The sequence below is a fragment of the Nocardioides secundeburneus genome, assembly GCF_039939255.1.
Lineage (GTDB): Bacteria > Actinomycetota > Actinomycetes > Propionibacteriales > Nocardioidaceae > Nocardioides.
Genome location: NZ_JBDUUE010000006.1, coordinates 371,375 through 397,228, shown reverse-complemented (window position 1 = coordinate 397,228; position 25,854 = coordinate 371,375). Strand labels below are relative to the sequence as shown.

The 25,854-nt window shown below is 73.1% G+C and carries 25 protein-coding genes; 21 read left to right on the top strand and 4 right to left on the bottom strand.

Annotated elements, in window-relative coordinates:
- Both ABFT23_RS18275 and ABFT23_RS18270 read right to left on the bottom strand, forming a co-directional pair.
- The gene (locus ABFT23_RS18275) at positions 1 to 1,833 is read right to left on the bottom strand and encodes an ATP-binding protein (RefSeq protein WP_347897756.1); all 1,833 of its coding nucleotides are present in this window, start codon (positions 1,831 to 1,833) and stop codon (positions 1 to 3) included.
- Positions 1,826 to 3,544 carry an eCIS core domain-containing protein gene (locus ABFT23_RS18270; protein WP_347897754.1) on the bottom strand — a complete coding sequence of 573 codons (1,719 nt, stop codon included), beginning with the start codon at positions 3,542 to 3,544 and terminating at the stop codon, positions 1,826 to 1,828. Before ABFT23_RS18270 ends, ABFT23_RS18275 begins: the two co-directional genes overlap by 8 nt.
- 78 nt (positions 3,545 to 3,622) lie before the next feature.
- Here ABFT23_RS18270 and ABFT23_RS18265 point away from each other — a divergent pair, with 78 nt between their 5' ends.
- The 3 genes from ABFT23_RS18265 to ABFT23_RS18255 are packed head-to-tail and all read left to right on the top strand — an operon-like array spanning position 3,623 to position 5,095.
- The gene (locus ABFT23_RS18265; protein WP_347897752.1) at positions 3,623 to 4,201 is read left to right on the top strand and encodes a DUF4255 domain-containing protein; all 579 of its coding nucleotides are present in this window, start codon (positions 3,623 to 3,625) and stop codon (positions 4,199 to 4,201) included.
- Positions 4,198 to 4,695 carry a septum formation family protein gene (locus ABFT23_RS18260; protein WP_347897750.1) on the top strand — a complete coding sequence of 166 codons (498 nt, stop codon included), beginning with the start codon at positions 4,198 to 4,200 and terminating at the stop codon, positions 4,693 to 4,695. Before ABFT23_RS18265 ends, ABFT23_RS18260 begins: the two co-directional genes overlap by 4 nt.
- Positions 4,696 to 4,705: 10 nt before the next feature.
- Entirely contained in the window at positions 4,706 to 5,095 is a 390-nt protein-coding gene (locus ABFT23_RS18255) for a DUF4280 domain-containing protein (RefSeq protein ID WP_347897749.1), read from the top strand.
- Positions 5,096 to 5,295: 200 nt separating this feature from the next.
- On the opposite strand, the gene ABFT23_RS18250 is transcribed toward ABFT23_RS18255, so the two are convergent.
- The gene (locus ABFT23_RS18250) at positions 5,296 to 6,390 is read right to left on the bottom strand and encodes a helix-turn-helix domain-containing protein (RefSeq protein WP_347897747.1); all 1,095 of its coding nucleotides are present in this window, start codon (positions 6,388 to 6,390) and stop codon (positions 5,296 to 5,298) included.
- Positions 6,391 to 6,533: 143 nt separating this feature from the next.
- Here ABFT23_RS18250 and ABFT23_RS18245 point away from each other — a divergent pair, with 143 nt between their 5' ends.
- Genes ABFT23_RS18245 through ABFT23_RS18190 form a run of 12 tightly spaced genes read left to right on the top strand, consistent with a single transcriptional unit; the run spans position 6,534 to position 19,790 of the window.
- Entirely contained in the window at positions 6,534 to 8,108 is a 1,575-nt protein-coding gene (locus ABFT23_RS18245; protein ID WP_347897745.1) for a phage tail sheath family protein, read from the top strand.
- 53 nt (positions 8,109 to 8,161) lie between these two features.
- On the top strand, positions 8,162 to 8,641 hold the full coding sequence (locus ABFT23_RS18240) for a phage tail protein (RefSeq protein WP_347897743.1): 480 nt from the start codon (positions 8,162 to 8,164) through the stop codon (positions 8,639 to 8,641).
- Positions 8,642 to 8,685: 44 nt separating this feature from the next.
- On the top strand, positions 8,686 to 9,135 hold the full coding sequence (locus ABFT23_RS18235; RefSeq protein WP_347897742.1) for a hypothetical protein: 450 nt from the start codon (positions 8,686 to 8,688) through the stop codon (positions 9,133 to 9,135).
- A gap of 10 nt (positions 9,136 to 9,145) precedes the next feature.
- Entirely contained in the window at positions 9,146 to 9,319 is a 174-nt protein-coding gene (locus tag ABFT23_RS18230) for a DUF6760 family protein (protein WP_347897741.1), read from the top strand.
- Complete coding sequence (locus tag ABFT23_RS18225) at positions 9,309 to 9,797, top strand: phage tail protein (RefSeq protein WP_347897739.1); 489 nt, start codon at positions 9,309 to 9,311, stop codon at positions 9,795 to 9,797. The genes ABFT23_RS18230 and ABFT23_RS18225 overlap by 11 nt, the downstream gene beginning before the upstream one ends.
- A gap of 27 nt (positions 9,798 to 9,824) precedes the next feature.
- Positions 9,825 to 13,823, top strand: coding sequence for a hypothetical protein (locus ABFT23_RS18220; protein WP_347897737.1), 3,999 nt, complete (start codon positions 9,825 to 9,827; stop codon positions 13,821 to 13,823).
- The gene (locus tag ABFT23_RS18215; protein ID WP_347897735.1) at positions 13,823 to 14,479 is read left to right on the top strand and encodes a CIS tube protein; all 657 of its coding nucleotides are present in this window, start codon (positions 13,823 to 13,825) and stop codon (positions 14,477 to 14,479) included. The genes ABFT23_RS18220 and ABFT23_RS18215 overlap by 1 nt, the downstream gene beginning before the upstream one ends.
- Positions 14,479 to 16,239, top strand: a complete 1,761-nt coding sequence (locus ABFT23_RS18210) for a phage baseplate assembly protein V (RefSeq protein ID WP_347897734.1) — start codon at positions 14,479 to 14,481, stop codon at positions 16,237 to 16,239. Before ABFT23_RS18215 ends, ABFT23_RS18210 begins: the two co-directional genes overlap by 1 nt.
- Positions 16,239 to 16,664 carry a GPW/gp25 family protein gene (locus tag ABFT23_RS18205; protein ID WP_347897732.1) on the top strand — a complete coding sequence of 142 codons (426 nt, stop codon included), beginning with the start codon at positions 16,239 to 16,241 and terminating at the stop codon, positions 16,662 to 16,664. The genes ABFT23_RS18210 and ABFT23_RS18205 overlap by 1 nt, the downstream gene beginning before the upstream one ends.
- 39 nt (positions 16,665 to 16,703) lie before the next feature.
- A complete protein-coding gene (locus tag ABFT23_RS18200; RefSeq protein WP_347897730.1) occupies positions 16,704 to 18,659 on the top strand; it encodes a putative baseplate assembly protein in 1,956 nt (651 codons plus the stop codon).
- On the top strand, positions 18,656 to 19,240 hold the full coding sequence (locus tag ABFT23_RS18195) for a phage tail protein (protein ID WP_347897729.1): 585 nt from the start codon (positions 18,656 to 18,658) through the stop codon (positions 19,238 to 19,240). Before ABFT23_RS18200 ends, ABFT23_RS18195 begins: the two co-directional genes overlap by 4 nt.
- Positions 19,241 to 19,286: 46 nt before the next feature.
- The gene (locus ABFT23_RS18190; RefSeq protein ID WP_347897727.1) at positions 19,287 to 19,790 is read left to right on the top strand and encodes a hypothetical protein; all 504 of its coding nucleotides are present in this window, start codon (positions 19,287 to 19,289) and stop codon (positions 19,788 to 19,790) included.
- A gap of 27 nt (positions 19,791 to 19,817) precedes the next feature.
- Here the strand turns inward: ABFT23_RS18190 and ABFT23_RS18185 are convergent, their stop codons facing one another.
- Positions 19,818 to 20,408 carry a class I SAM-dependent methyltransferase gene (locus ABFT23_RS18185; protein ID WP_347897726.1) on the bottom strand — a complete coding sequence of 197 codons (591 nt, stop codon included), beginning with the start codon at positions 20,406 to 20,408 and terminating at the stop codon, positions 19,818 to 19,820.
- Between the two features lie 168 nt (positions 20,409 to 20,576).
- Here ABFT23_RS18185 and ABFT23_RS18180 point away from each other — a divergent pair, with 168 nt between their 5' ends.
- From ABFT23_RS18180 to ABFT23_RS18155, 6 genes are all read left to right on the top strand, one after another.
- Positions 20,577 to 21,230, top strand: a complete 654-nt coding sequence (locus ABFT23_RS18180; RefSeq protein WP_347897724.1) for a fasciclin domain-containing protein — start codon at positions 20,577 to 20,579, stop codon at positions 21,228 to 21,230.
- A 39-nt stretch (positions 21,231 to 21,269) separates the two neighbouring features.
- Entirely contained in the window at positions 21,270 to 21,674 is a 405-nt protein-coding gene (locus tag ABFT23_RS18175; RefSeq protein ID WP_347897722.1) for a hypothetical protein, read from the top strand.
- Positions 21,675 to 21,871: 197 nt separating this feature from the next.
- On the top strand, positions 21,872 to 22,534 hold the full coding sequence (locus ABFT23_RS18170; protein WP_347897720.1) for an HAD family hydrolase: 663 nt from the start codon (positions 21,872 to 21,874) through the stop codon (positions 22,532 to 22,534).
- A 7-nt stretch (positions 22,535 to 22,541) separates the two neighbouring features.
- Complete coding sequence (locus ABFT23_RS18165) at positions 22,542 to 23,753, top strand: sedoheptulose 7-phosphate cyclase (protein ID WP_347897718.1); 1,212 nt, start codon at positions 22,542 to 22,544, stop codon at positions 23,751 to 23,753.
- Positions 23,750 to 24,544 carry an O-methyltransferase gene (locus ABFT23_RS18160; protein WP_347897716.1) on the top strand — a complete coding sequence of 265 codons (795 nt, stop codon included), beginning with the start codon at positions 23,750 to 23,752 and terminating at the stop codon, positions 24,542 to 24,544. The genes ABFT23_RS18165 and ABFT23_RS18160 overlap by 4 nt, the downstream gene beginning before the upstream one ends.
- Positions 24,541 to 25,854 carry an ATP-grasp domain-containing protein gene (locus ABFT23_RS18155; protein WP_347897714.1) on the top strand — a complete coding sequence of 438 codons (1,314 nt, stop codon included), beginning with the start codon at positions 24,541 to 24,543 and terminating at the stop codon, positions 25,852 to 25,854. Before ABFT23_RS18160 ends, ABFT23_RS18155 begins: the two co-directional genes overlap by 4 nt.

The following is a 25,854-nucleotide window of genomic DNA, read 5'->3' as shown; positions in this document are numbered from 1 at the left end:
TCAGTGGTTGTCATGGTCTCGTACGGCGGCCAGCCAGGGGCCGAGCTGGGCGTCCTGCGGGCGTCGTCCGAGCTTGGTCTGCTCGGTCACCACGGCCCGCAGGACGTCGACCATGCCGATGCCGGCCGGGCCGTCGTGCGGGTCGCGGGCAGCCGCCGAGAACGCGGCGGTGAGCGCGGCGTTGCGGATCGAGCCGCCGCTGAGGTCGAACTTCTCGGCCACGTAGGCCAGGTCGAGGTCGTGGCGCGGGGCGTGGCCCAGGGCGCGGTCCCAGATCCGCTCGCGCTCGCCCGCGCTCGGCACCGTGAAGTGGACCGTGACGTGGATGCGGCGCAGGAACGCCTGGTCGATGTTGCCCTGGAAGTTCGAGGTGAGCACGACGACGCCGTCGTAGGTCTCGAGGCGCTGCAGGAGGTAGCTGACCTCCATGTTGGCGTAGCGGTCCTTGGCGTCCTCGACCTTCGAGCGGCTGCCGAACAGCGAGTCGGCCTCGTCGAAGAGCAGCACGTAGTTGCCGGTGTGGGCGGCGGAGAAGATCTCCTCGAGGTTCTTCTCGGTCTCGCCGATGTACTTGCTCACCAACGCCGAGAGGTCGACGCGGAACATGTCCATGCCGAGCTCGTGCGCGATCACCTCCGCACTCGTCGTCTTGCCCGTGCCCGACGGGCCCGAGAACAGCGCGACGACGCCGGGGGAGGGGTAGAGCGACAGGCCCCAGTCGTCGTGCACCCGGCTGCGCTGGTGGTAGCGGTCGATCACCGCGCGCAGCTGGCGTTCCTGGCTCGGCGGCAGCACGAGGTCGTCCCAGCCGATCCGCGGCACGATGCGGGTCGCGTGCTTGAGCAGCGTGCCGGACGCCACGCGTCGCATCACCTCCAGGGGACCGCTACCAGCCGGCACCCCGGTCGCGACCCGCAGCTGCTCGGCGGTCGGACGCCGGGCCGGCGGGGCGGCGTCCGGGAAGACGGCCGACCACTCCTCGTCGGTGACCGCGGACGACGGCGTGACGATCTCGGTCCAGGGACGGCGGGGGGCGGTGGCCAGGTCGATGGGGTAGGTGGAGCTGAGGCTCCAGGCCAGGTGGTCCGACCGCTCGACCCACTCACGCGTCAACGCGGTCACGCCGCCGTCGGCCAGGTCGAGCACGACACCGGCCCCGAAGACGGTCGCCTGCCGCACCAGGACCCGCCAGCCGCGGTCGTCCGCCGGAGGGGTGGTGAGCAGGAAGACCAGTGGCTGCAGGGCGCGGACGGACTCCTGCTGGCGCCTGACCCGGTCGGGCCCGTGCACCAGCACTAGGTCGTGCTCGCCCATCATCGACGCGGGCAGCGCGACCACCTCGGTGCCCGCCGCGAGCTCGGGGTCGAGGGACAGGTCTCCGAGGAAGGCCCAGGCGACCCGGGCCGGGACCGCGACCCGGCTCGTCGACAGGGACCCCCCGGGCTCGAGCTCGAGCAGACCGCTGCTCCGCAGGCGTCGCTCGTCGGACAGGGTGGCCACGGCGCCGCCCCCGAGCAGGGTGCCGAGGGTGTCGAGGGTCAGCCGCGGCCCGGGGTGGCCCTGGAGCGCGGCCACGAGCTCCTGGAGGCCGGGGTCGAGGTCGATGCCGACCACGAGGGCCAGCACCCGAGTCTCCTCGTCGTCGAGCTCGGCGCTGGCCGCGATGCCGTCGAGCAGGTCGTCACCCAGCGCGACGTCGTCGGGGTTCGTCGAGGAACCGACGGGCTCGCCCGGGGCGAGCTCGACTCCGCGCCGGTGCGCCTCGCTCCGGAGGACCGCCGCCGCGAACGCTGCCCAGGGGGCGTCGTCCGACGGAGGACCGGCCTCAGGCACCGCTGGACTTGATGAGTGCCGCGCGCCGCGAGAGCTCGCGGTAGTAGCTGTCGGCGCCGACGCCGTCGGCAGCCTCCGCCGAGGCGGCCGACTTCTTGATCGACTTGCGCTTCTTGTTCAGCTTGAAGTCGTGCCACTTGGGGGCCGCGAAGATCTTGAGGATCTCCGCCTTGCCCTTCGTGAAGCCCACCTCGAGGTGCTTGGCCATGAACTCGCGACGGGTCTCGCCCGAGTCGAGCGGACGATCCATCCACTGGCTGGCCTTCACGTCGCCGCCGGTGCTGAAGTTGCCCTGCATCGAGACCCCGGCGTTGGCCATCGACTGCGCGATGGCGCCGGCGATGTAGTCCCCACGGTCGGTCATGAAGAACAGCGATCCGGCGACCATCCGCGAGTCGTCGACGTCGCCGCCGGTGCGACCCTTCTCCCAGAGCCCGTCGGCGAAACTCTCCTTCATCGGTACTCGCACGTTGGCCTGGCCCGGATCGACGCTGTCGATGAGCTGAATGCTCTTCGACGTCAGGTCGACGAACCAGTTGCCGGCGTTCGCGTTCACGACGCGGTCCATGTTGCCCATGAAGGCGTCGATGGCGGTGATCCGGCCGAGGGCCCGCAGGTGCTGGGGGTCCATGACCAGCTTGCGGTACTCGGTCTTGTCGTCGTCGCCCTTGCGGTCGGCGTAGTTGGCGGGATCGGCCAGCTTGTCGGCGCCCTCGCCCTCGGCGTACGTCATCGCTACGGGCTTGTTCTTCGTCGACAGCAGCGCGTTGAGCACGTCCATCCGCGCGGCGTTCTTCGGGTCGTCGCCCACGTCGACGCCCTGCTGGGCGAGCTCCTGGCCGCGCTTGTCCCACGAGTCGTCGAGGTCCTTGCCGAGCAGGAACGAGACGTCGCCCTGCTCGCCCTTCGTCAGCGTGCGCTGCTTGACGCTGCTGGTCTTGGCGGCCTTCTTCTGCATCTTCGCGGTCAGCTCGCCCAGGCCCACCGGCTGGTCCTCGCCCTTGACGACGAGCTTGTCGCCGTCGTCGGGGTGGCTGAGGACGATGATCGGGCGCGAGGAGAACACCGAGACCGAGTCGGCCTGGTGCAGGTTGAGGTTCTTGGCCTTCATGTCCCACTTGCGGTGGATGCGCCGGGCGCCGCCGCCCTGCTGGCGGGTGTGGGCGATCTCGTGGGCCAGCACCCGCTCGCCCGCCGCGGTGCCGGGGGAGAACTCGCCGGAGCCGAAGAAGATGTCGCTGCCGGTGGTGAAGGCGCGCGCGGAGATCGAGCGGTTGAGGTCGGCCGACTCGCCGTCGGTGTGCACGCGGACGTCGGCCAGCGAGGTGCCGAAACCGGCCTCCATGCGACGTCGGACGTCGCCGGGCAGCGCCGAGCCGGAGCCGCGCTTGCCCTCGATGCGGGTGGTGAGGTCGTCGGAGATCGCGCCGCCCTCGAAGCCGACCTCGGGCGCGCCGGTCGACGGGGCGGCCTGGCGAGCGATGCCGTGGCAGCCGTTGTGGACGTGGGACTCGCCGCCCTGGGCCTGGGCGAGATCGCTCGACTCGCCCGACTGGAGCCGGTTGATGACCTCGTCGGCGACGCGGTCGGCGTCGATCTCGGCGCGGTCGTCGGCCGCGCCGACGACCAGCGGGGCGGCCGTGCGGCGGACCGGGACGGCCTCGACCTTCTCGATGTCGTCGGTCTCGGGCGTCGCGAACGAACGGGCCATGCCCGCATCTAAGCGCCTGTCCTGCGCCACGTCATCCGTTCTGGCCCGAAACCCCCGAGGGCATGCAAAACTCGCGGCGTGTTCATCCAGAACGTGGACGCTGGTCTAGAGCGGATGGTGCGCGAACGCCTCCCGCTCCCGGAGGAGATCGGCGACGTCGTCTTCGACGCCCCCACCTCCACCTGGTCCGCCCAGCTCTCGCGGATCACCGTCAGCCTGTTCCTCTACGACGTCCGGCGCAGCAGCCAGCCGTCGCGCTCGGCGACGGTGCGCGTCGGTGACGACGGGCGCGGCCTGCGCCGTCGTCCGCAGCCGATGGTCGAGCTCGGCTACCTGATGAGCGCCTGGGCCGGCAGCCCGAGCGACGAGCACCAGCTGCTCGGCGACCTGGTCAGCATGGTCGCGGCCACCGACTCGGTGCCGCCCGAGCTGTTCCCGGCCGAGCTGACCACCTCGGTCACCCTGGCGATGGGCGACGACCGCCACACCGGACGCGAGCTGTGGACCGGCATCGGCGGCGGCCTGCGGGCCTCGGCCCCGATCGTGGTCACCGTCGGCGCCGACACCTTCGACTGGGAGCTGCAGGCCCCGCCGGTCGAGCGCATCTCGGCGATGGCCGAGCGCATGTCGGACCCGCCCGTGGACGTGCGCCGGTGACGCGGCTGCCGCGCACCGTCGCCGCTGCCGCCCTCGTCGTCCTGGCCCTGCCGCTCAGCGGCTGCGGCCTGTTCGGTGGCGACGACGACGAGCAGGACGTCCTCGACATCGAAGCCGGCCAGTGCTTCGTGCTGCCCGACGAGGTGCAGGAGCAGGTCTCCGACCTCGAGCGCGTGGGCTGCGACGAGCCGCACGACCGCGAGTCGTTCGCGGTGATCCCCTACGAGGCGCCCGACGGTGAGACCGACGCCGACGTCTTCCCCGGCGACGAGGCGCTGACGACGTTCGCCGACGGCCGCTGCGCCGACGCCTTCGGCGACTACACCGGTGTGCCCTACCTCGACTCCGACCTCTACTTCACCTACCTGCTGCCCTCGCCGCGCTCGTGGCAGGGCGGCGACCGCGACGTCGTGTGCTTCGCCTTCGACCCCGGGCAGCGCCTGTCGACCTCGCTGCGCGGCGACGCGCCCGCCCCCACCCCGACCCCCAGCTGAGGAGACCGCCGTGCCGAACCCCGTCGTCACCGGAGCCATGGCCATGTGCAGCTTCGGCGTCGCGCCGTCGACGCTCAACTTCCTGCCGACCAAGCGGGTCACCGTCGAGGGTCGACCGGTCGGCACGGTGCCCGACACCATCCCCGCGGTGAACATCCCGCCCTTCGGCATGTGCACGAGCCTGGCCAACCCGCAGGTGGCCGCGGCCACCTCGGCCGCGCTCGGCGTCCTGACCCCGATGCCGTGCATCCCGACGATGGCCGGGCCGTGGAAGCCCGGCGCGACCCGCACCATGGTCGGCGGGCTGCCGGTGCTCGACGCGGCGTCGACGTGCAACTGCGCCTACGGCGGCGTCGTCACGATCTCGATGCCGGGCGCCGTCCGGACCCAGGTGAGCTGACCCGACCGGTCACTCGCTGGTCGAGCCGCCCTGGTTCGCGGAGCGAACCTGGGCGAGTCGAAGCCGCCACGGCCGGTCTGACGTCCGGGCCACGGTGGTCGGGTCGAGAGGTCGCTTCCGGGATCTCGACTCGGTCGACCCGCCAGCGCGGCTCGACCGGCTCGATCAGCGATGGTGGCCCGGCTCGACCGGCGGTGCTCCTAGCGCCGCACGTCGCGCGGCGTGCGCCGCCAGGCCGGGTCGACCCAGGCGAAACGGCCGGGGGCGGGGCGGGTGCCGTCGACCAGCCCGCGCACCATCTGCGCGAGCTCGGCGGCGCACCCCTCGACACCGCGGGAGGTAGGGCCGGCCTCGGCGAGGTGCAGCAGGACGGCGACCAGGCGCAGCCACTGCTCGGGCCCGGCGACGTGCCGGACGTCGGCGCGCGGGTGGGCGCGACGCCAGGGCTGCAGCGCCTCCAGCGTCGCGATGTCGGGGCGGTCGCCGATGAGCGTGAGCTCGTGCACGCGGTCGGGACGACGCGACGGCAGCCGGGCCTCGAGCGGCGCACGGGCCGGGCCGGCGCCGGGCCGGGGCCGGGTGGGTGCCCGCTCCTCGGCCGCGCGCAGGGCGGCGAACGCGCGGAGGGGTCCGTGCCCGGTCTCGGCGTCGCGGGCGTCGCCGCGCTGCTGCTGCCCGGCCGGCGCGTGGTGGCGGGTGCCGCGGGTGCTGCCGGCCGGGACGAGCGAGACCGCCACGAGCCGCAGGTCGCGAGCGACGACCAGGCCCACGACGTCGGCGACGTGGGCGACGAGCGGCGGGTCGGTGTCGAGGCGGAACGTGGACAGGCCGTGCGGGCGCACCCCGTGCTCCTGCCAGGCCCGGCCCACGGTGCTGTGGCCGATGCCGAGGTGCGCGCCCAGGGTGCGGGCGCTCCAGTGCGACAGGCCGGAGGCCCGCGGCGGCGGGCGCAGGGTCGCGGCGACGATCGCGGCGTCGTCGAGCGCGCGGGTGAGCGGCCGGTCGCGGTCGTGCAGGCCGCCCAGGCCGTCGACCTCGTAGCGGTGCAGCCACAGGTGCACGGTCTGACGGGTCGTGCCGAGGGCGGCGGCGACCTCGCTCGGGCTGTGCCCGCGCCCGCTCAGCAGCACCCCGCGCGCACGGACGGCGAGCGCCGACCCGCCCGCGGCCCACGCCGAGAGCTGCGGCACGTCACCGGGCCGGACGACGCGGGCGCGGCCGCGGTGCGTCGGGGGAGCGGCGAGCGGAGCCAGACCCCACGGGTCGGCCGCCACAGTCGCGTCGTCCTGGGACACCCCCATAGGTATATGTAATCAACGGGGGCCAAAGCTCCGCAGGCGAATCGCGAAACCTCAACGATGCAACTGCCCGGACGTCACGTTCGATCTCGTCACCCGACCTTTGCACCCACGCAGCGCCCCACGAAGCGGAGTTCCAGATGCCCACCTACACCGCACCCGGTGTGTACGTCGAAGAGGTTCCCTCTTCGCAGAAGATCCTCTCGGCCGCCCCCACCGCCGTCGCGGCGTTCGTCGGCTTCACCGAGCTGGCCCCGACCGACGACCCGAACGACCCGCAGGGCCTGGCCCCGCGCCTGGTCACCAGCTGGACCCAGTTCGAGAGCCTCTACGGCGGCTTCGCGAAGAACTGCATGCTGCCCCTGTCGGTCTACGGCTACTTCGCCAACGGCGGCTCCATCGCCTACATCTGCCGCGTGCCGAACACCGAGCCCGCCGGTGAGCCGTCGCGCCTCGAGCTCCCGGCCGCCGACCGTGCCCTGGGCCTGCCCGTGGCCGTCACCAGCGTCGAGCCCGACGCCGCCATCACGATCGCCGTCACCACCGACGACATCGGCGACGGCGACGACGAGGGCCCCGCGACCTTCACGATGACCGTGCTCGAGAACGGCGAGCCGGTCGAGACGTTCTCCGGCCTCGGCTTCGCCAAGGGCGACGACAACGTGGCCACCAAGGTCAACGCCACCTCCACCAAGGTCAAGGTCGAGCTCAACCTCGACGACGACGCCGACGTCGCCAGCCAGCTCGAGCTGGTCAAGCCCGGCTTCTACGACCTCGAGAAGGCCGCCCCGGTCCCGGTCGCGGTCAACGGGCGCAAGTTCGCCGGCTCCGAGTCGGCCCGCGCCGGCATCAACGGCCTGGCCGTCGCCGAGGACGTCACGATGGTGATCGTCCCCGACCTGGTCACCGCCGCCACCAAGGAGGACGGCAGCCTGGACCTCGGCCTGTGGAAGGCCGTGCAGACCGCCCTCATCTCGCACTGCGAGCAGAACGGCAACCGGATGGCGGTCCTCGACGCGCCTCCCGGCATGAGCCCGCAGCAGATCAAGGAGTGGCGCAGCGAGGTCGCGATGTACGACTCGGCCTACGCCGCGCTGTACTACCCCTGGATCAAGGTCGAGAACCCGATCGGCGTCAACGGTGACAGCGAGATCCTGATGCCGCCGTCCGGCCACATCGCCGGCGTCTGGGCCCGCACCGACGACACCCGCGGCGTGTGGAAGGCCCCGGCCAACGACACGATGCGCGGCGTGCTCGACATCGAGCGCTCGGTCACCCAGAACGAGCAGTCGCTGCTCAACCCGATCGGCATCAACTGCATCCGTCCGTTCGGCACCCGCGGCATCCGCATCTGGGGCGCGCGCACCCTGGCCTCCGACACCGACTGGAACTACATCAACGTCCGTCGCCTGTTCAACATGGTCGAGTCGACGATCCTCGAGGGCACGCAGTACGCCGTCTTCGAGCCCAACGACATGGCCCTGTGGGAGGGCGTCAACCGCACCGTCAGCGGCTTCCTCCGCGGCCTGTGGACCGCGGGCGCCCTGTCGGGCCTGTCGGCCGACGAGGCGTTCTACGTCAAGTGCGACGCCGAGACCAACCCGCCGGAGTCCATCGACGCCGGCATGCTCGTGGTCGAGGTCGGCATCGCGCCGGTCAAGCCGGCCGAGTTCGTCGTGTTCCGCATCAGCCAGAAGAAGCAGGTCGCCGGCTGATCGCCGGTCACCCCCACCCGACCCCAGACCGCAGAGAAAGCTGAGTACTACCGATGCCCAACGATGCCCTCATCTCGACCGACCCGATCGTCGCGCAGAACTTCTACCTGGAGATCGCCGGCGAGAACATCATCCTGACCGGCGTCTCCGGTCTCGACGTCGAGGCCGACGTCGTCTCCATCCAGCAGGTCGGCAAGACCGGCCGCTCCGAGATGGTCAAGACCCGCGGCAACATCAACAAGGCCGCCGACATCTCGATCACCCGCATGGCGCCCATGGACGCCATGGCGGACCCGATCTGGAAGTGGTTCAAGGACATCCGCGACAAGGGCATGGGCGGCACCGCCCGCACGGCCAACCGCAAGGACGGCTCGATCGTGCTCTACGACGGCGCCTTCGCCGAGGTCGGCCGGTTCAACTTCTCGAAGGGGTGGCCGAGCAAGATCGCGACCGACGCGGTCAGCACCGACTCCAACGAGGCCGTGAAGGAGACCATCACCCTGGTCATCGAGCGCCTCGACAGGGTCAAGTGAGCAGTCTCCGCACCTCGTACGAGTTCACGTTGCCGCGAGGCTACGTGGACGAGGACGGCGGCCTGCACCGCAAGGGCACCATGCGGCTCGCGACGGCGCGCGACGAGCTCGCGCCGTTGCGGGACCCCACGGTGCAGGGCCCGGACGACCCCCGGTTGACCATCCTCGTGCTCACGAGGGTGGTCACCGGTCTCGGGACGCTCGACCAGATCAACTCCCACGTCATCGAGGGCCTGTTCGCCGTCGACCTCGCGTTCCTCCAGGACTTCTACGGGGTCATCAACTTCGGCAACCAGGAGGAGTTCGAGGCGCTCATCGCGGCGCAGGAGTCGACGACGCTCGTCGGCTCGCCAGCCTCGCGGCCGGCGGTCGAGGTCGCGCCGGCCGACGACGTCGCCGAGCCGTCGGAGACGTCGTCCGAGGACTCGTCGGACGACATGTCCGGCGGATCCAGGCCGGGTGTGACCGGGCGGGTCTCGTACGGCGCGGGGTGACCGTGCCGTGATGCGTTATCCGAGCGATGCCATCTGGCAGGAGGTCGCCTACCTGGCGTACCACCTGCACTGGCCGCTCGACGAGCTGCTCGACCTCGAGCACATGGACCGGGTCCGGATGGTGCGGGCGGTCGTCTCCCTGAACGAACGAGCGTGGCAGGTGGTGCGTGAACATGGCCAGTGACAGCGGCGGCGTCGCCGTCGAGCTGCTCGGCGGCGACGTCCCCACCGCCAACCGGTTCCTCTTCGAGCTCGACGGCGTCGAGATCGGCATCTTCCGCGAGCTGCAGGGCCTGCAGGTCACGGTCGGTGTCCACGAGTTCCGCGAGGGCGGGCAGAACGGGTTCTCCCACCGGGTCCCGGGCCGGATGACGTGGCCCAACATCGTCTTCCGGCGCGGGGTCACCGCGGGCAACGCGCTGTTCGACTGGCTCTCGAAGAGCTCGGGCGAGGGCTTCGCGTCGTCCGGCAACAAGCTCACCCGCTCGACCGGCGCCGTGACGGCTCTCGACCACCAGGGCAACCGTCTGCGCGCCTGGGAGCTGATCGACGTCTTCCCCGTACGGTGGAAGGGACCCGACTTCTCCGTCGACAGCCAGAGCCCGCTTGAGGAGGAGCTCGAGGTCGCCCACCACGGATTCCGCGCCTCGACCAAGGTCTGACCCCCACCACCCACGACCGGACGGACGATGACCCAGCAGCACGACCACGAGCGGCCCGAGCCCTGGCTCGGGTCCAGCGTCGTACGCCGGTTGCGCAAGCCCGGCCCGCCGCTGGGTCGACCGTTGCCGACCCGGGTGGGGTCCATCGCCTCGGCGGTCTCCCGCTTCGCCGCGAGCACCTCGCGCCCGGTCGACATCCGCCGCGCGCTGGCCGGGCCCGAGCCGGCCGTCCGGCCCCCGCGGTGGTGGACCGGCCCGTCGACCGACGAGTCCGAGGCGGCGCAGCCCGTCGCCTCGCCCGCCACCTCGCGAGCCTGGCGCACGATCGCGGCGCGGCCGACCAGCGGCTCCCGGCCCGCGCCCTCATGGCGCACGACCGGCCCCGACGCCGCCGTGGTGCGGCGCACGCCCGCGACCGCCGACCAGCCGGACCAGCCGGACCAGCCGGACCAGCCGGACCAGCCGGCCCAGCCGGCCCAGCCGGTCCCGTCGGCCCCGGCGGTTCCGTCCGGCTCGATCGCTCCGTCGTCCGACCCCACCTCGGCCGCACCAGCCGGCCCCGGCGGGCCGGCCGAGGTCGTCGCACCCGACCAGGTGCCGTCGGCAGCGTCCGCGACGTCGGCAGCACCGACCCCCGTTCCCGCCGTCGCCACGGCCCCGGCGTCCGGCGGGCCAGCCCCGGTGCGACGGGCCACGCCGTGGCTCGCCCCGTCGCGACCGGTGGTCGCCGACGACCTCCCTGAGCGCCGGTTGCCGCGGGCCGCGCGCGCCGTCCCGCAGGAGCAGACCTACTCGCCCGGCGGCATCCTCGGCGGACTGACCGCCGAGGTCGCCCAGGTGCGCCGGCACACCGAGGTCCAGGCCGCCGGCCCCATGCTCACCGCGACCGACCACGCCCGGCTCCAGGCCGCGCGCCGCGCAGCCGCGCCGCCGCCCGAGCCGCCCGTGCGGCGCACGCCCACCGCGGCTCGACCCGCGGGTGGCAGCGCACCGGCACCGGCACCGGCACCCGCGCCGGCGGCCCCGTCGACCGCGGCGACCCCCGAGGCGCAGGTCCGGCGCACCGCCGCCACCGGCCCCGACGACGACCACGGTGACGCCGGCCGGGGCGGACCGACCGACCCGCCGACACCGCCGAGCTCCCCGGGCCCGCCCGGCTCCGGACCGGCCCCGACGCCGCCGCCCGCGACCGGACCGACGGCGGCGGCGGACACCCCGAGCCCGTCCCCGTCGGCACCGTCGGCACCGTCCGCACCGTCCGCGTCGTCGGCACTGGCCCCGTCGTCCACGCCGACCACGACGTCAGCGGCGGACACCCCGAGCCCGTCCCCGTCGGCACCGTCGGCACCGTCCGCACCGTCCGCGTCGTCGGCACTGGCCCCGTCGTCCACGCGGACCACGACGTCAGCGGCCTCGGAGGCGCCGACGTCGTCCGACACCCGGCCCGCTGCGCGCGGGATGGACGTTCCCGCGACCATCGCCCGCTCGGCCGACCCCGCGGCACCCGTGTCAGCGGTGTCACCGCCCGCGACACCGTCGTCGACCTCCTCCCCGGCAGCGGGACCCTCGTCGGCCCCTTCGGCGCCGTCGCCCGCAGCCGCGCCGCGCGCGCAGTGGCAGCTGGGGGGAGCCGGTTCGCGGCTCGCCGTGCGCCGCTCCGCGATCCGCCGCCGGGTGCACGGCGTCACGCAGGCGGTCGCGCCGCTGCGTCGCGAGGCCGTGCCGGTGCTCGACGGTGCCGTCCGCGCCGCCGAGCCCGTCGCGGCGGCCGGACCGTCCCTGATCGCCGGCTCGACGCCGGTCTCGGCACCGGCCCTCGCCGGTGCCGCCCGCCGCGAGCAGTGGTCGGCCTCGAGCGTCGTGATGCGACAGGCCGGCCGCACCGCCGCCCGGCCCCTGAGCCGCACCCCGGTCACCACCACCAGCCTCGCCCCCGCGGCTGCTGGTACGAGCCCGACGCAGGCCGGCTCCGCCGCGGTGGCAACCGCGGCGCCCAGGCACCTGCGCGCCGTGGCCCCCGCCGGGCAGCCCGCCGGCCAGCCCGCCGAGGGGCGTCGTGTCGCTCGCACGCCCGCCTCGACCACGTCGCCGACCACACCACCGAGCGCCTCGACGGGCTCGACCGACACTCCTGCGAGCCCCGCGGCCGGCCGCGCCCCGGGCACGTCGCCTGGCACGTCGCCGGACACGTCGTCGGCCGGACCGTCATCGTCGTCGACCACATCGGCGGCGCCCTCGTCGGGCGTCGCGGTGGGCGTTTCGTCGGACCTGCCGTCCGGCGACGGGTCCGGCCGCCCGGCGTCCCTGGCCCGAGCCTTCGCTGCGGGAGCCGCGCCGGCCGAAAGCGTCGTGCCGGCCGGTGCCGACCCGTCCCTGCCGCACGCAGTCGGCTCCCTGCCGACGTCGTCCCCGTCGGGGTTGCGCAGCCTGCGTCGGGTGTGGGGCGGCGAGGCCCTCGCCCCCGCGACGGACATTCGTCGGCTGCCGGTCGGCACCAGCGCGGTCCCAGCCCTGCCGTCCCCGTCCCCGTCGTCGCCGGCGCCGCAGTCGTCGACGCCGCCGAGGGCGACGTCGTCGCCGACGAGCGGACCAGGCCCCGTCGGCAGCGCCCCGAGCCGACCCGGTGCTGCGCCGTCGTCCTCGCCGTCGTCCTCGCCGTCGTCCTCGTCCTCCTCCTCGTCCTCGCCCGCCGAGAACGGTGCCGGTGCCGCGCCTGCCGGACGATCCGCCGAGGTCCGGCGGACGGCGTCCGCCGCCGCGACCGGTGGCTCCGTCGACGGTCCCGGTGCCACCTCGACGATCTCGCCGGCCGCAGTCACGGCCACCGCGCCCACGGCCGCGTCCGAGGTCGCCGCCCCGCAGGTCGCGCGGGTCGTCGGCTCACTCGGGGGCCTGCCAGCACCGCACGCGGCCGCCCCCCACGCCATGGGCGAGCTGTACTCGGTCCGTCGTCTCGCCCGCCACGGCCTCGAGCCGGGACGGGCCCTCGCGACCGCCCTGCCCACGCCGGAGGAGATCAGCCCGGCCACCCGGGGCACGGTCGGCTCGGCGCCGGCAGCGACCGCCTCGACCGGCCGGGGCCGGACGTCGGCCCCGGTCTCGGGACCCGGTGCGACCGTGCTCCGCTGGGCCCGCCCGTCGTCCGTCGGCTCGTCCGTCGGCCCGTCCGTCAACGCGTCGACGAGCGCGAGCAGCCCGAGCGGCGGCTCGCGGGGCTCCTCAACGCCCTTCGCCGCGAGCGCCGCGGCCCGGCCGGGCACGCCCGCCGGCCCGGCCGGCCGGCACACGCCGGCGGCGTCGGCCCTGGCGCCCGGCGTGCTCGCCCCGATGGGACCGGCCGGACCGACCAACGGGCCAGCGGTTCCCGCCGTCGCCCGCACCGCGGCCGGTCGCACGCCGTCGGTCGCCCAGCAGAGCGCCGCGGGCGCCCTGCGGCGCATGACCGTCGCGCCACCACGGGTCAGCATCGCCCCGCGCACCGACGCACCGGCGTCAACCCAGGCCCCGTCGTCCGCGCCGTCCGCGCCCCCCGTGCCCGCCGTGGCCCGGACCCCCGACACCGGCAGCTCGTCGCTCGTCGCGTCGACCGCGCACCTCTTCGGCACCTCGGCGCCGTCCGGGTCACGGCCCGGGGGCGCCGACGCCGACAGCGCTACCGCGGGCGTCGTCCGGCGCCTGATCGCCGGCGAGTCCGGCCACCTCGACCGTCACCACCCGCAGCACGACCTCCCGGGAGGAACCCCCATGCACCCGACGACGCACGGTCAGCCCGACCACCTCGGCGCCGGCACCGGCGCACCCGGCGGCCTCGTGCGGAGGTTGGCCACGGCGGACCACGCGCCCGGGCTCGTCGCCGGTCAGGGCCACGACCACGTGCTCGACGAGGCGACGGTCGGCCGCGGCGGCCTGCACCTGCCCGGCGACGCGATGGACGCGCTCGTCGACGCCGTCGTCGAGCGCATCGAGGAGCGCGTGGTCGACGAGCTCGAGCGGCGCGGACGCCGCCAGGACTGGGGAGTGCTCTGATGGCCGAGCTGGAGAAGGCGTTCCTCGAGATCGAGGGCGGCGCCCGGGTGCCGTGCCTCTACAACCCCGAGACGCTCAGCGTCGGACGCAGCAACAACTGGGTCTCGAACCCGATGCCGGGCAAGGGCGTCGCGCAGCTGCGCTACGCCGGCGCGAGCTCGGGCTGGATGCGCCTCGACCTGTTCTTCGACACCACGGGCGACGGCACGCCGGTCACCAACCACACGGGCAAGATCCTCGGCCTCATGGACGTCGACCCGAACCTGCCGGGCTACGACGAGACGAGCAACAACGCCCGACCGCCGACGGTGACCTTCCACTGGGGCGACCTGCACTCGTTCACCGCCGTCGTCCAGGACCTCCGTCTCACCTTCACCTACTTCTCCTCCAGCGGTGTCCCGCTGCGCGCGCAGATGGCCATCGAGCTGCGCCAGTACGAGGAGTCGCACGCCTTCGGCCCGCAGAACCCGACGTCGGGCACCCCGAAGCCGCACCGCACGCACCGGGTGCTGCCCGGCGAGACGCTCGACCGGATCAGCGCCCGCTACTACGGCGACGCGACCCGGTGGCGCCTGATCGCCGACGCCAACGGACTCGAGGACCCGCTCGCCGTGCGACCGGGCCGCGTGCTCGACGTGCCGCGCCTGGAGGGCTGATGGCCGCCACGGTCACCCCGCACACGCCGGTCCTGAAGATCAACGGGAGCGCGCTGTCGGTCACCTGGCTCGACGCGCTCAGTGCGGCCCGGGTCGACCTCGCGCTCGGCCTCGCCGGCCGCGCGGTGCTGCGCTTCGTCGACTCCGGGTTCGCGCTGTCGTCGTCGAAGGTCGTGAACCTGGGCGACGAGGTCGTGGTGCTGGCCGGCGAGACGCCGCTCATGACCGGCGAGGTCACCAGCATGGGGCTCGAGCAGAACAGCAGCCAGGCACCCGAGCTCGTCGTCACCGTCGACGACCGCTCGTGCCGGCTCGCGGTCGGCACCCAGAACCGGGCGTTCCTCAACCTCACCCACGCCGACCTGATCCGCAAGCTCGTCACCGACGCCGGCCTGACGCTCTCGGCCAGCGGCACCAGCGCCGCGACCCACCCCTACCTCCTGCAGACCGGCTCGAACCTGGCGTTCCTCAACGAGGTGTGTGCCCGGGCCGGCCTGGTGTGGTGGGTCGAGGGGGCCAAGCAGCTCAAGGTCGCGCCCGCCGGGTCGAGCTCCGGGACGGCGACGGTCAAGCTCGGCGAGGACCTGACGGCCTTCTCGGTGCGCGCCACCACGACCGGGCCCGAGTCGGTCGAGGTGCGCGGCTGGAACCCCGAGCAGCAGCAGGCCTTCACCGGCACGCACCAGACCAAGATCGGCCAGGAGTCGAACTTCGTCGCCTCGGCGGCCGGGCGCAAGGCGTCGGCGCGGGGGAGCACCGCGGTCGCCCTCGCGTCACCGTCGCCGATCGACGCCGACGAGGCGACCCTGTTCGCCAAGGCCAAGTTCGCCGAGGCTGCGTCGGCCGCGGTCGTCGCGACCGGCACCGGCTACGTCAACGGCGACCTCACGCTCACCGCGAAGGTCACGGTCGAGAACGCCGGGCCCGCGTCGGGCACCTACACGATCAGCCGGATCGAGCACACCTACGGCCGGTCCGGGTTCACGACCAGGTTCACCGCCGGCCCGGTCCGGCCGACCGGCCTCGTCGACGTCCTCGGGACGACGCGCCCGGGCGCCGGCCTGCAGGTCGGCGGCGTCTTCGCGGCGGTCGTCAGCGACGTCAAGGACCCCGACGACAAGGGCCGCATCCGGGTCGCCTGGAAGGTCGTCGACGACCAGGTCGAGTCGGCCTGGGGTCGCATCGTCACGCTCGGCGCGGGCAAGTCGCGCGGCATGGTGTTCTTCCCCGAGGTCGGCGACGAGGTGCTGATCGCCTTCGAGCACGGCGACACCCGCCGTCCGGTCATCCTCGGCGGGCTCTTCTCGTCGGTGAACACGTTGCCGACCAAGGACGACATCGACCAGGACAAGATCAAGTACCGCCGGATCACCTCCCGGCTCGGTCACGTCGTCGAGCTCGCCGACGGCTCCGCCGAGGCCGACCAGCACATCCTGCTCACCCTGGCGGGCAAGAAGCACAAGATCCGCCTCGGCGCCGACCAGCTCGACGTCGTCACCGACGGCACCCCGATCTCGATGACAAACGGGCAGGCCAAGGTGGTGCTCGCCAAGAACGGTGACATCACGATCGACGGCAACAACATCGAGATCAAGGCCAAGGCCGAGATCAAGGTCACCGCCACCAACAAGGTCACGGTGAAGGGCACCGCGGGCGCCGACCTGCTCGGGGCCCAGGTCAAGGTCAAGGCCGACGGCGTCGCCTCGGTCGAGGCCAGCGGACCGCTGACCATCAAGGGTGCGACGGTGGCGATCAACTGATGAGCGAGATCTCGGTCGCGAGCGACGACGGCTCCTTCATCGGGCGCGGCTTCGGCTGGCCGCTCGGCGTCGACCACACCGGCTCGATCCGGCTCTCGGACGGCGTCGCCGAGCTCGACCGCTCGATCGAGCTGATCTTGATGACCGCCCCCGGTGAGCGGCTCATGCGCCCGCGGTTCGGGTGCCGCATCTGGGACCTGCTCTTCGAGCCCGTCACGCCCAACCTGCTCGGCCTGATCAACGAGGCGGTGCGCGACGCGCTGGCGCAGTGGGAGCCGCGCATCGTCGTCGACGCCGTGCAGAGCCGACCCGACGACGACCAGCCGGCCCTGGTGCAGGTGCACGTGGCCTACCGCGTGCGCGCGACCAACGACCGGCGCAACCTGGTCTACCCGTTCTACGTGATCCCGCACGACGCCGAGTAAGACCCACGCGAAGCCCGAGAGAGAACACGAGCGAGCCCGATGCCCCTCCCCACCCCCGCCCTGGACGACCGGACCTTCCAGGACATCGTCGACGAGGCGAAGCGGATGATCCCGCGCTTCTGCCCCGAGTGGACCAACCACAACGTCTCCGATCCCGGCGTCGCCCTCATCGAGCTGTTCGCGTGGATGAGCGAGATGGTGCTCTACCGGGTCAACCAGGTGCCGGAGCGGCTCTACACGCACTTCCTCAACATGGTCGGCATCCAGCCGTTCCCGCCGTCGGTCGCCTCCAGCAACCTCACGTTCTGGCTCTCCGCGGTGCTCGAGTCGGCGGTCGTCGTCCCCGAGGGCACCGAGGTGATGACGGTGGCCGGCGCCAGCGGCGCCCGCACCGACGCGGTGGTGTTCAGCACCGTCGACGAGCTGGTCATCGCTCCGCCGGTGCTCGAGGCGGCGAAGGTGACGACCGAGCTCGAGGGCCGCGTCGAGGACGTGTGGGACGAGCTGCGCTTCAGCACCGAGGGTGCGCAGGTGTTCGCGTCGTCCACGATGACGCCGGGCGACACGTTCTGCCTGGGCTTCCGCGACACGCTCGCCGGCATGGTGCTGCGGCTCTCGGTCACGGCCGAGGCCGAGGGCATCGGCGTCGACCCGCGCAACCCGCCGATCGCGTGGGAGGTCTGGAACGGCGAGGGCTGGATCGGGGTCGACGTCTACGAGGACACCACGGGCGGCTTCAACCGCGGCGGCGAGATCGTGCTGATGGTGCCGGTGGAGCACCAGCCGATGAGCATCGGCAACCAGTTCGCCTACTGGCTGCGCGCCCGGCTGCTGCCGACCGCGGCCGGTCGGCCGACCTACCAGACCTCGCCGCGGCTGCAGAAGGTCGAGGTCGAGGCCCTCGGCGGCACGGTCCGGGCCGAGCACGCCGAGACGGCCGGTGCCGAGCAGCTCGGCCGCAGCGACGGCTCACCCGCGCAGAAGCACGCGGTCTCGCGCTTCCCGGTGCTGCCGCGCCGTGGCGACGAGACCGTCCGCATCGTCGACGGCGACATCGTCCAGGAGTGGAGCGAGGTCGCCGACTTCTCCGCCTCCGACGCGCGCGACCGGCACTTCGTGTGGGACAGCTCGACCGGCGAGGTGATCTTCGGCCCCCAGGTCCGCTACCCCGACGGGTCCACCCGCCAGCATGGGGCGATCCCGCGCGACGGCGCGTTCATCGAGGTGACCGGCTACCGCCACGGTGGTGGCTCGCGCGGCAACGTCGGCGCCCGCACCCTCACGATGCTGCGCGCCACGGTCCCGTTCGTCAGCGGCGTCACCAACCTGCAGCCGGCCACCGGCGGCGTCGACGCCGAGACGGTCGCCGAGGCCAAGGTGCGGGGCCCGCTCGCGCTGCGCACCGGCCAGCGGGCGGTGACGGCCGGCGACTACGAGCGCCTGACCATCGAGTCGTCGCCGCAGGTCGCGCGGGCCCGGTGCCGCTCGGCCAAGCGCGGCAACGGCACCGTGCAGCTGGTCGTCGTCCCGCAGGTGCGCGGCGACGTCAACCACCACACCATCGACGACTTCGCCATCTCCGAGCCGTTGATGCGCACCATCTCCGAGCACCTCGACCGGCACCGCGTCGTCGGCACCTCGGCCGAGGTGACGACGCCCTTCTACCAGGGCGTGTCGGTCGTGGCGCTCGTGCACGGCGCGCCGGGCCGGCCGGCCGGCCTCGTGCGGCAACGGGCCGTCGACGCGCTCAACCGCTACGTCAACCCGCTCGTCGGCGGCGCCGACGGTGCCGGGTGGCCGTTCGACGCCGACCTCAACGTGGCCAGCGTGACCCAGCTGCTCGAGTCGGTCGAGGGCGTCGACCGCGTCGAGGAGGCGCTGCTGTTCGAGTACGACCTGCGCACCGGTCAGCGTCTCGGCGCGGCCAAGGACGTCGTCCGGCTCGACCGTCAGTCGCTGTTCCTCTCCGCGGCCCACCAGGTCGTCGTCCGGTGAGCAGCCTGGCCAAGACCGCGACGGGGGTGGTCCGGCCCGCCCGCGCGACGCGGCCCGACGACTGGATGCTGCGCCAGCTGCCGGTGCAGATGCTCGCGCACGACTTCTTCGTGCGCTTCGTCTCGATCTTCCAGGAGCTGGGTACCACGCTGCTCGACGACGCCGACAACGTCGAGCGGGTCGTCGACCTCTCGGTCGCGCCCGACAGCTCCATCGCCTGGCTCGGCTCGTGGATCGGGGTCGAGAAGCTCGATGACTCGATGCCCGACGACCTGCGCCGTCGCATCGTCGCGACGTCGGCCCAGACGCTCGCGACCCGCGGCACCGTCGACGGCCTGCGGGCCTTCCTCGAGCTGCTCAGCGGCGGACCGGCCGAGATCGAGGAGGGTGGGGGAGTGTGGCGCGCCGGCGAGGTGCCGCTCGACACGGCCTGGGTGCGCATGCACGTCGCCTCCACCGGCCCGTTGCCCGAGGCGGCCTTCGTCGACATCGTGCGCGACGAGGTACCCGCCCACGTGCGCGCCGAGCTGTGGTCGGGTGACAGGCTGTTGTGGAGCTCCGAGACGGACGACGAGTGGTGAGCGACCGGTGAGCGACCACATGCTGCACGACCCACGAGGTGACCAGATGACCCAGCCCCCGTCGGGCTCCGGCGACGACCGCGAGACCACCGCGCTGCCGATCTCGCAGAGCGGCCGCGAGGTCGTGTGCCCCGAGTGCGGCACCGTCGCCCGGGTCACGGTCAACCGCCGCGAGTCGCTCGACTTCTGCTCCACCTGCGACTTCCCGCTGTTCTGGACGCCGTCGCAGGTCGTCCTCGGCGACGTCGACCTCCAGGCCCAGGCGGCGTTGCGCCGTCTGCCGGGCACCGCCGGCCGCAGCACGGTCGGCTCGCTCGCGTGCCCGCACTGCGCCGAGGCCAACCCGGTCTCCGGCGTGCTGTGCCTGCGCTGCGGCGGCGACCTCCACCCGGTCCTGGCCGCGCCGCCGCCGGCGCCCGCCCCCGAGCCGGCGCCGGCGCTGCCCGAGCCGGAGCCCGAGCCGGAGGGCTTCCCGGCGTGGTGGCTCTACGTCGGCGTCGCCACCATCGCGCTGGTCGTGCTGGTCGCCGTGGTGCTCATCCGGCAGTAGCCGGCCGGCCGGCGGGAGCCGCGAGCCTCAACCGGTGACGACGTAGCGCTCGTCGGTGATCTCGCGTCCCCAGTAGACGGCCTCGCGCAGCTGCGTGACCGTGGCCGTGCGGCCGGTCGCCGCGACGAGGTCGACGGTCTGCTCGGCCGTCAGGCCGGCGCCGTTCGACCAGTGCCCCTCGACGAGCACGAGGCGCCCGTCGGGCGTGAGGAGCCGGGTCCAGCGCTCGAGGACGAGCGCCGGGTCGGGCAGCGCCCACAGCACGTGGCGGCACAGCACGACGTCGCACGAGCCGGCCTCGAGCGGTGGGTGGGCGGCGTCGGCCTGGCGCACCCGCACGCCGGGCACCCCGGCGGTCTTGCCCCGCGCGAGCTCGACCATGCGCGGCGAGAAGTCCACGGCCTCGACCAGGAAGCCGTCCTGGGCCAGCAGCAGCGAGAGGGTGCCCGTGCCGCACCCGAGGTCGGCGACCGTGGCCGGCGCGGGCGGCAGGAGGCCGAGCAGGAGGGCGCGCCACGCGTCGCGGACCCGGGGATCGCGCAGACCGTGGTCGGCGGGCTCGTCGAAGGCGGCCGCCTCGGCGTCCCAGAGCGCGGAACCGTCGTCGTCCGGGTGCACCGGACGACCCTATGCCGTCGGACGGCCCGTGTGCTCGGTCACGGCTTCTCACCCCAAGGGAGTGAGTTCGACAGCATGTCGAGGTTTACGCTCCGATAGTTCGACAAACTTGTTGAACTTCATCGTGGCGGCCTCGACGTAGCGGCCGTCGGACACGAAGGGGAACCCATGACCTCGACACGCGCCTCCCGGGTGGTACGACTGCTCAGTGCCTCCGTCCTCCTGACGGGCCTCGGGCTCGTCGGCACCACCGGCACCGCCTCCGCCGCCCCCGGCAGCAAGCCGCTCGTCAAGGTGCTCGGCGCCGACGGCACCGCGTTCGACGCCAACGCCCACGACTTCGACATCGTCGAGGCCGCCGTGCTCGCCGTCCTGGCCGAGAAGCCGAACAGCCCCCTGGCCCTCATCACCAAGGGCAACCAGCGCCTGACGGTGTTCCTGCCCACCGACGGCGCCTTCCGCCGCCTCGTCAAGGACCTCACCGGCAAGGCCCCCCAGCGCGAGAAGGCCGTCTTCAAGCGTGTCGCCGCCCTGACCGGCGACATCGACACCCTCGAGACCGTCCTGCTCTACCACGTCGTGCCCGGCAAGACCCTGACCTCGCCCAAGGTCATCGCCGCCGCCAAGGCCAACGCCGCCGTCGAGACCGCCGCCGGCGCCAGCTTCGGCGTGCGCGCCGACCCCGGCGGCAAGATCCGCCTCGCCGACGCCGACCGCAACGACAAGGACCCCCGCGCCATCCCGCGCCTGCTCGACATCAACCGCGGCAACAAGCAGGTCGCCCACGGCATCAACCGCGTCCTGCGCCCGCTCGACCTCTGAGCGCGCAGGCCCTCGAACGCCGCCACGCCCGGTGCCTCGATGTCCCCTGACGTCGCTCTCGCGCTGAGCGTGGCGGCCCATGCCGGCTTCCAGCTCACGGTCACCGCGATCGTCTACCCCGCGCTGCTCGAGGTCCCGGCCGATCGTTGGCGCGAGGCGCACGCGCGCCACTCGGCCCGGATCACGCCGGTCGTCGGCGTCGTCTACCTGCTGCTCGCCGGCACCGGTGGGTGGGCGCTCGCCAACGGATGGTCACCGCTCGTGCTGGTGACGGGTGCGCTCATCGCCTCGGTGGTGCTGGTCACCGCCCTGGGGGCGGCGCCGATCCACGGTCGCCTGCGCCCCGACGACGTCGCCCTGCGGCGTCGTCTGCTGCACGTCGACCGCCTGCGGTGCCTCCTCGCGCTCGCCGCGGTGGTGCCGAGCGTCCTCGCGGTCGCCTGATCCACCACCCGGGGCCCCCTGCCACGGGGTGAAGGCACGACGCGGCCCGACGTGGCACGGTCGTCGAGTCGTCCTGCACGACGAGCGGCAGCCCGGTGACCACACCCGGGTCGTCCTTCCCCGATGCACGCGCTCATCAGCTCCACCGCATCCCACCTCTCACCACGGCGCTCGCCCGAGCGCGGAACGGACCCTCCATGCCCGCCATCCTGTTCGGCTCCATCAGCACCCTCGCCGACACCTCCGAGATCCAGCGCGACGCCTTCAACCAGGCCTTCGCCGAGCACGGCCTCGACTGGACGTGGGACCAGCAGGAGTACGCCGGACTCCTCGGCTCCAACGGCGGTCGCGACCGCGTCGCCGCCTACGCCCAGGACCGCGGCGAGGACGTCGACGCCGACGCCGTGCACGCGACCAAGTCGCGCATCTACCAGGAGACGCTGCGCTCGACAGAGATCAGCCCGCGCGAGGGCGTGGTCGACACCATCCGCTCGGCCAAGAGCGACGGTCTCAAGCTCGGCCTGGTCACCACCACGTCGGCCGACAACCTCGCCGCACTGAGCGACGCGCTGCAGGGGCAGGTCGACTTCGCCGACTTCGACGTCGTCGTCGACCAGTCCAAGGTCTCGGCCCGCAAGCCCGACGCGGAGGCCTACACCTACGCCCTCGACCAGCTCGGCGAGCAGGCCGACCAGGCCGTCGCCATCGAGGACAACCAGGGCGGGGTCGAGTCGGCCCGCGCCGCCGGCGTCCAGGTCGTGGCGTTCCCCAACGGCAACACGGCCGGTCACGACTTCGGTGACACCGCGCGCGTGCAAGCGCTCGAGCTCACCGACCTGCGTGGCGCGGCCAAGATCTGAGAGCGACATGAGCACTCCTACCGCCCGGCTGACCGCCACCGAGACCACCTTCCACGTCGAGGCCTACGAGAAGATCGACTACACGCTGCAGTACGTCGCCGGCGTCTTCGACGCCGACCGCCCCGAGCTGGCCGAGGCGTACCGCGACGCCGGGCGCTGCCTCATGGTCGTCGACGAGAACGTGCTGCGCCTGCATGACGAGGCGATCCGGAACTACTTCGGCACCCACGGCATCGAGCTCACCGTGGTGCCCGTGCGCATCGCCGAGACCGCGAAGTCCCTGCGCACCCTGGAGAAGATCGTCGACGCGTTCGCCGAGTTCGGGCTGAACCGCAAGGAGCGCGTGCTCGTCGTCGGGGGTGGCCTCACCACCGACGTCGCCGGTTTCGCCTGCGCGGCCTACAAGCGCAGCACCGACTACCTGCGCATCCCCACGACGCTCATCGGGCTCATCGACGCCAGCGTCTCGATCAAGGTCGGCGCCAACCACGGCAAGCACAAGAACCGGCTGGGCGCCTACCACGCCTCGAAGCAGGTCTTCCTCGACTTCTCGATGCTCCGCACGCTGCCGGTCGACCAGGTGCGCAACGGCATCGCCGAGATCATCAAGATCGCCGTCGTCTCGCACGCCGGCATCTTCGAGTCGCTCGAGAAGTACGCCGAGGACCTCCTGGTCACCTCCTTCGGCCACGCCGACGGCGCCGAGCACCTGCGCGAGGTCGCCGACCGGGTCACCTACGACGCCATCCACACGATGCTCGAGCTCGAGGTGCCCAACCTGCACGAGCTCGACCTCGACCGGGTGATCGCCTACGGCCACACGTGGAGCCCCACGCTCGAGCTGGCGCCCGACCCGCCGCTGTTCCACGGCCACGCGATCAGCGTCGACATGGCGTTCTCGGCCACCATCGCCGAGCAGCGCGGCTACATCAGCACGAGCGACCGCGACCGCATCCTCGCGCTGTTCAGCTCGGTCGGCCTGGCGATCGACAGCCCGTTCCTGACCGCCGACCTGCTCGAGAAGGCCACGGGCTCGATCCTGCAGACGCGCGACGGCCTGCTGCGCGCCGCCGTCCCGAAGCCGATCGGCACCTGCCACTTCGTCAACGACCTCACCGTCGACGAGCTGGTCCAGGTGCTCGAGGTGCACAAGGGCGTCGCGTCCGGCTACCCACGCGGCGGCGAGGGCGTGGAGCAGTACACCGCGCGCGAGTCGTGACGACGACCGGAGTGCCCGCGCCCCGGCCGGTGACGCCGGTCGGCATCGCCGCCGAGCTCCTCGACCTGGTGGTCGAGCGGCTCGACGGCGTGCCGGACGACGTCCACGCCGACCTGGCGAGGGCGCGGGACATCGTCGGCGGGCTCGACGACTACCTCGCGTGGTGCACCACGCCGGCCTCGCCCGACCTCGACCTGCTGGAGGCGCGTACCCGGGCCGAGGCCTGGGACGCCGGTCTCGAGCAGGAGATGCTCTCGGGCCACGTCGAGGGTGCGTTCCTGCGCATGCTCGTGTCGATCACCCGGGCGCGCCGGGTGCTGGAGATCGGCATGTTCACCGGCTACTCGGCCCTCGCCATGGCCGAGGCACTCCCGGACGACGGGCGCCTGGTCGCGTGCGAGGTCGACGAGCGGGCCGCCGCGATCGCCGCCGACGCCTTCGCGCAGAGCCGTGCCGGCTCGCGCATCGAGGTCCGTCTCGGCGACGCCCGCGCCGCGCTCGAGGACCTCGCCGCCGAGGGCGAGACGTTCGACCTCGTCTTCGTCGACGCCGACAAGGCGGGCTACACCGGCTACCTCGACGCGTTGCTCGAGACCGGACTGCTCGGCGTCGGGGGAGTGCTGGCGGTCGACAACACCCTCATGCAGGGCGAGCCGTGGGTCGGCACCGCGCTGTCCGGCAACGGTGCCGCGGTCGCGGCGTTCAACGCGGCCGTGGCCGCCGACGACCGTCTCGAGCAGGTGCTGCTGCCGCTGCGCGACGGAGTGACGCTGGCGCGGAGGGTCTCGTGACCCTGGCCGCGCGGGCCCGGTCGGTGGCCGCCATCGCGCTCCTCGAGGCCACGCTGCCGCTCAACCTGGCCCTGGTGGGTGCCGCGATGGCCCGTCGTGGCCGGCGTCAGCCGCGCCCCGAGCTCGGGCCCGACGCTCGTCGTACCGTGCTGATCAGCGGCGGCAAGATGACCAAGGCGCTCGTGCTGGCCCGGCTCTTCCACGCGGCCGGGCACCGCGTCGTGCTCGTCGAGACCGAGCGCTACCGCTGGACGGCGCACCGCTTCTCCAACGCCGTCGACGCTTTCCACGTGGTGCCGGACGCGTCGTCCGACGACTTCGCGGAGGCGGTGCTGCGCATCGTCAAGGACGAGGAGGTCGACGTCTGGGTCCCGGTCTCCAGCCCGGCGTCGAGCCTGCCCGAGGCCCAGGCCGCCGAGCGGTTGGCCGGGCACTGCGAGGTGGTGCACCTCGACACGGCGCACTTGGCGCTCGTCGACGACAAGCACGCCTTCGCCGAGATGGCCGAGGCCGTGGGGCTGCCGATGCCGGCGACCCACCGCATCACCGACCCTCGGCAGGTGCTGGACTTCGACTTCGCAGCCGCTCCGGGGCCGTGGGTGCTCAAGAGCATCCCCTACGACCCCGTGCGTCGACTCGACCTGACGCCGTTGCCGCGACCGACGCCGTCCGAGACCGAGGCGTTCGTGCGCGACCTGCCCATCTCGCCCGAGCAGCCGTGGATCCTGCAGGAGCTGCTGAGCGGCACCGAGTGGTGCACCCACGGCACCGCCCGCGACGGGCGGCTGCAGGTCTGGGCCTGCTGCCGCTCGTCGGCGTGGCAGCTGACCTACGAGCAGGTCGACCACCCGGCCGTGCGGGAGTGGGTCGAGCGGTTCGTCGGTGCTTACGGACTGACGGGTCAGGTCTCGTTCGACTTCATGGAGGGCCAGGACGGCGTCGTGCGGGCCATCGAGTGCAACCCGCGTACCCACTCGGCGATCACGCTCCTGGCCGGCCGGCCCGAGGTCGCCGCGGCCTACCTCGACGACGGTGCCGACCCGGTCGCACCACCCGTCGGCGGCCGCCCGACCTACTGGCTGCACCACGAGCTGTGGCAGGCGCTGCGGCACCCCTCGACGGCGCCCGCCCGCCTGCGCACGGTGCTCCGTGGCACCGACGCCGTGCTCGACGGACACGACCCGTTGCCCTTCCTCGCGCTGCACCACGTCCACCTGCCGTCGCTGCTGCTGCGCAACCTGCGCGCCGGGCGCTCGTGGCTCAAGATCGATGTCAACATCGGCAAGCTCGTCGAAGCGGCGGGGGACTGA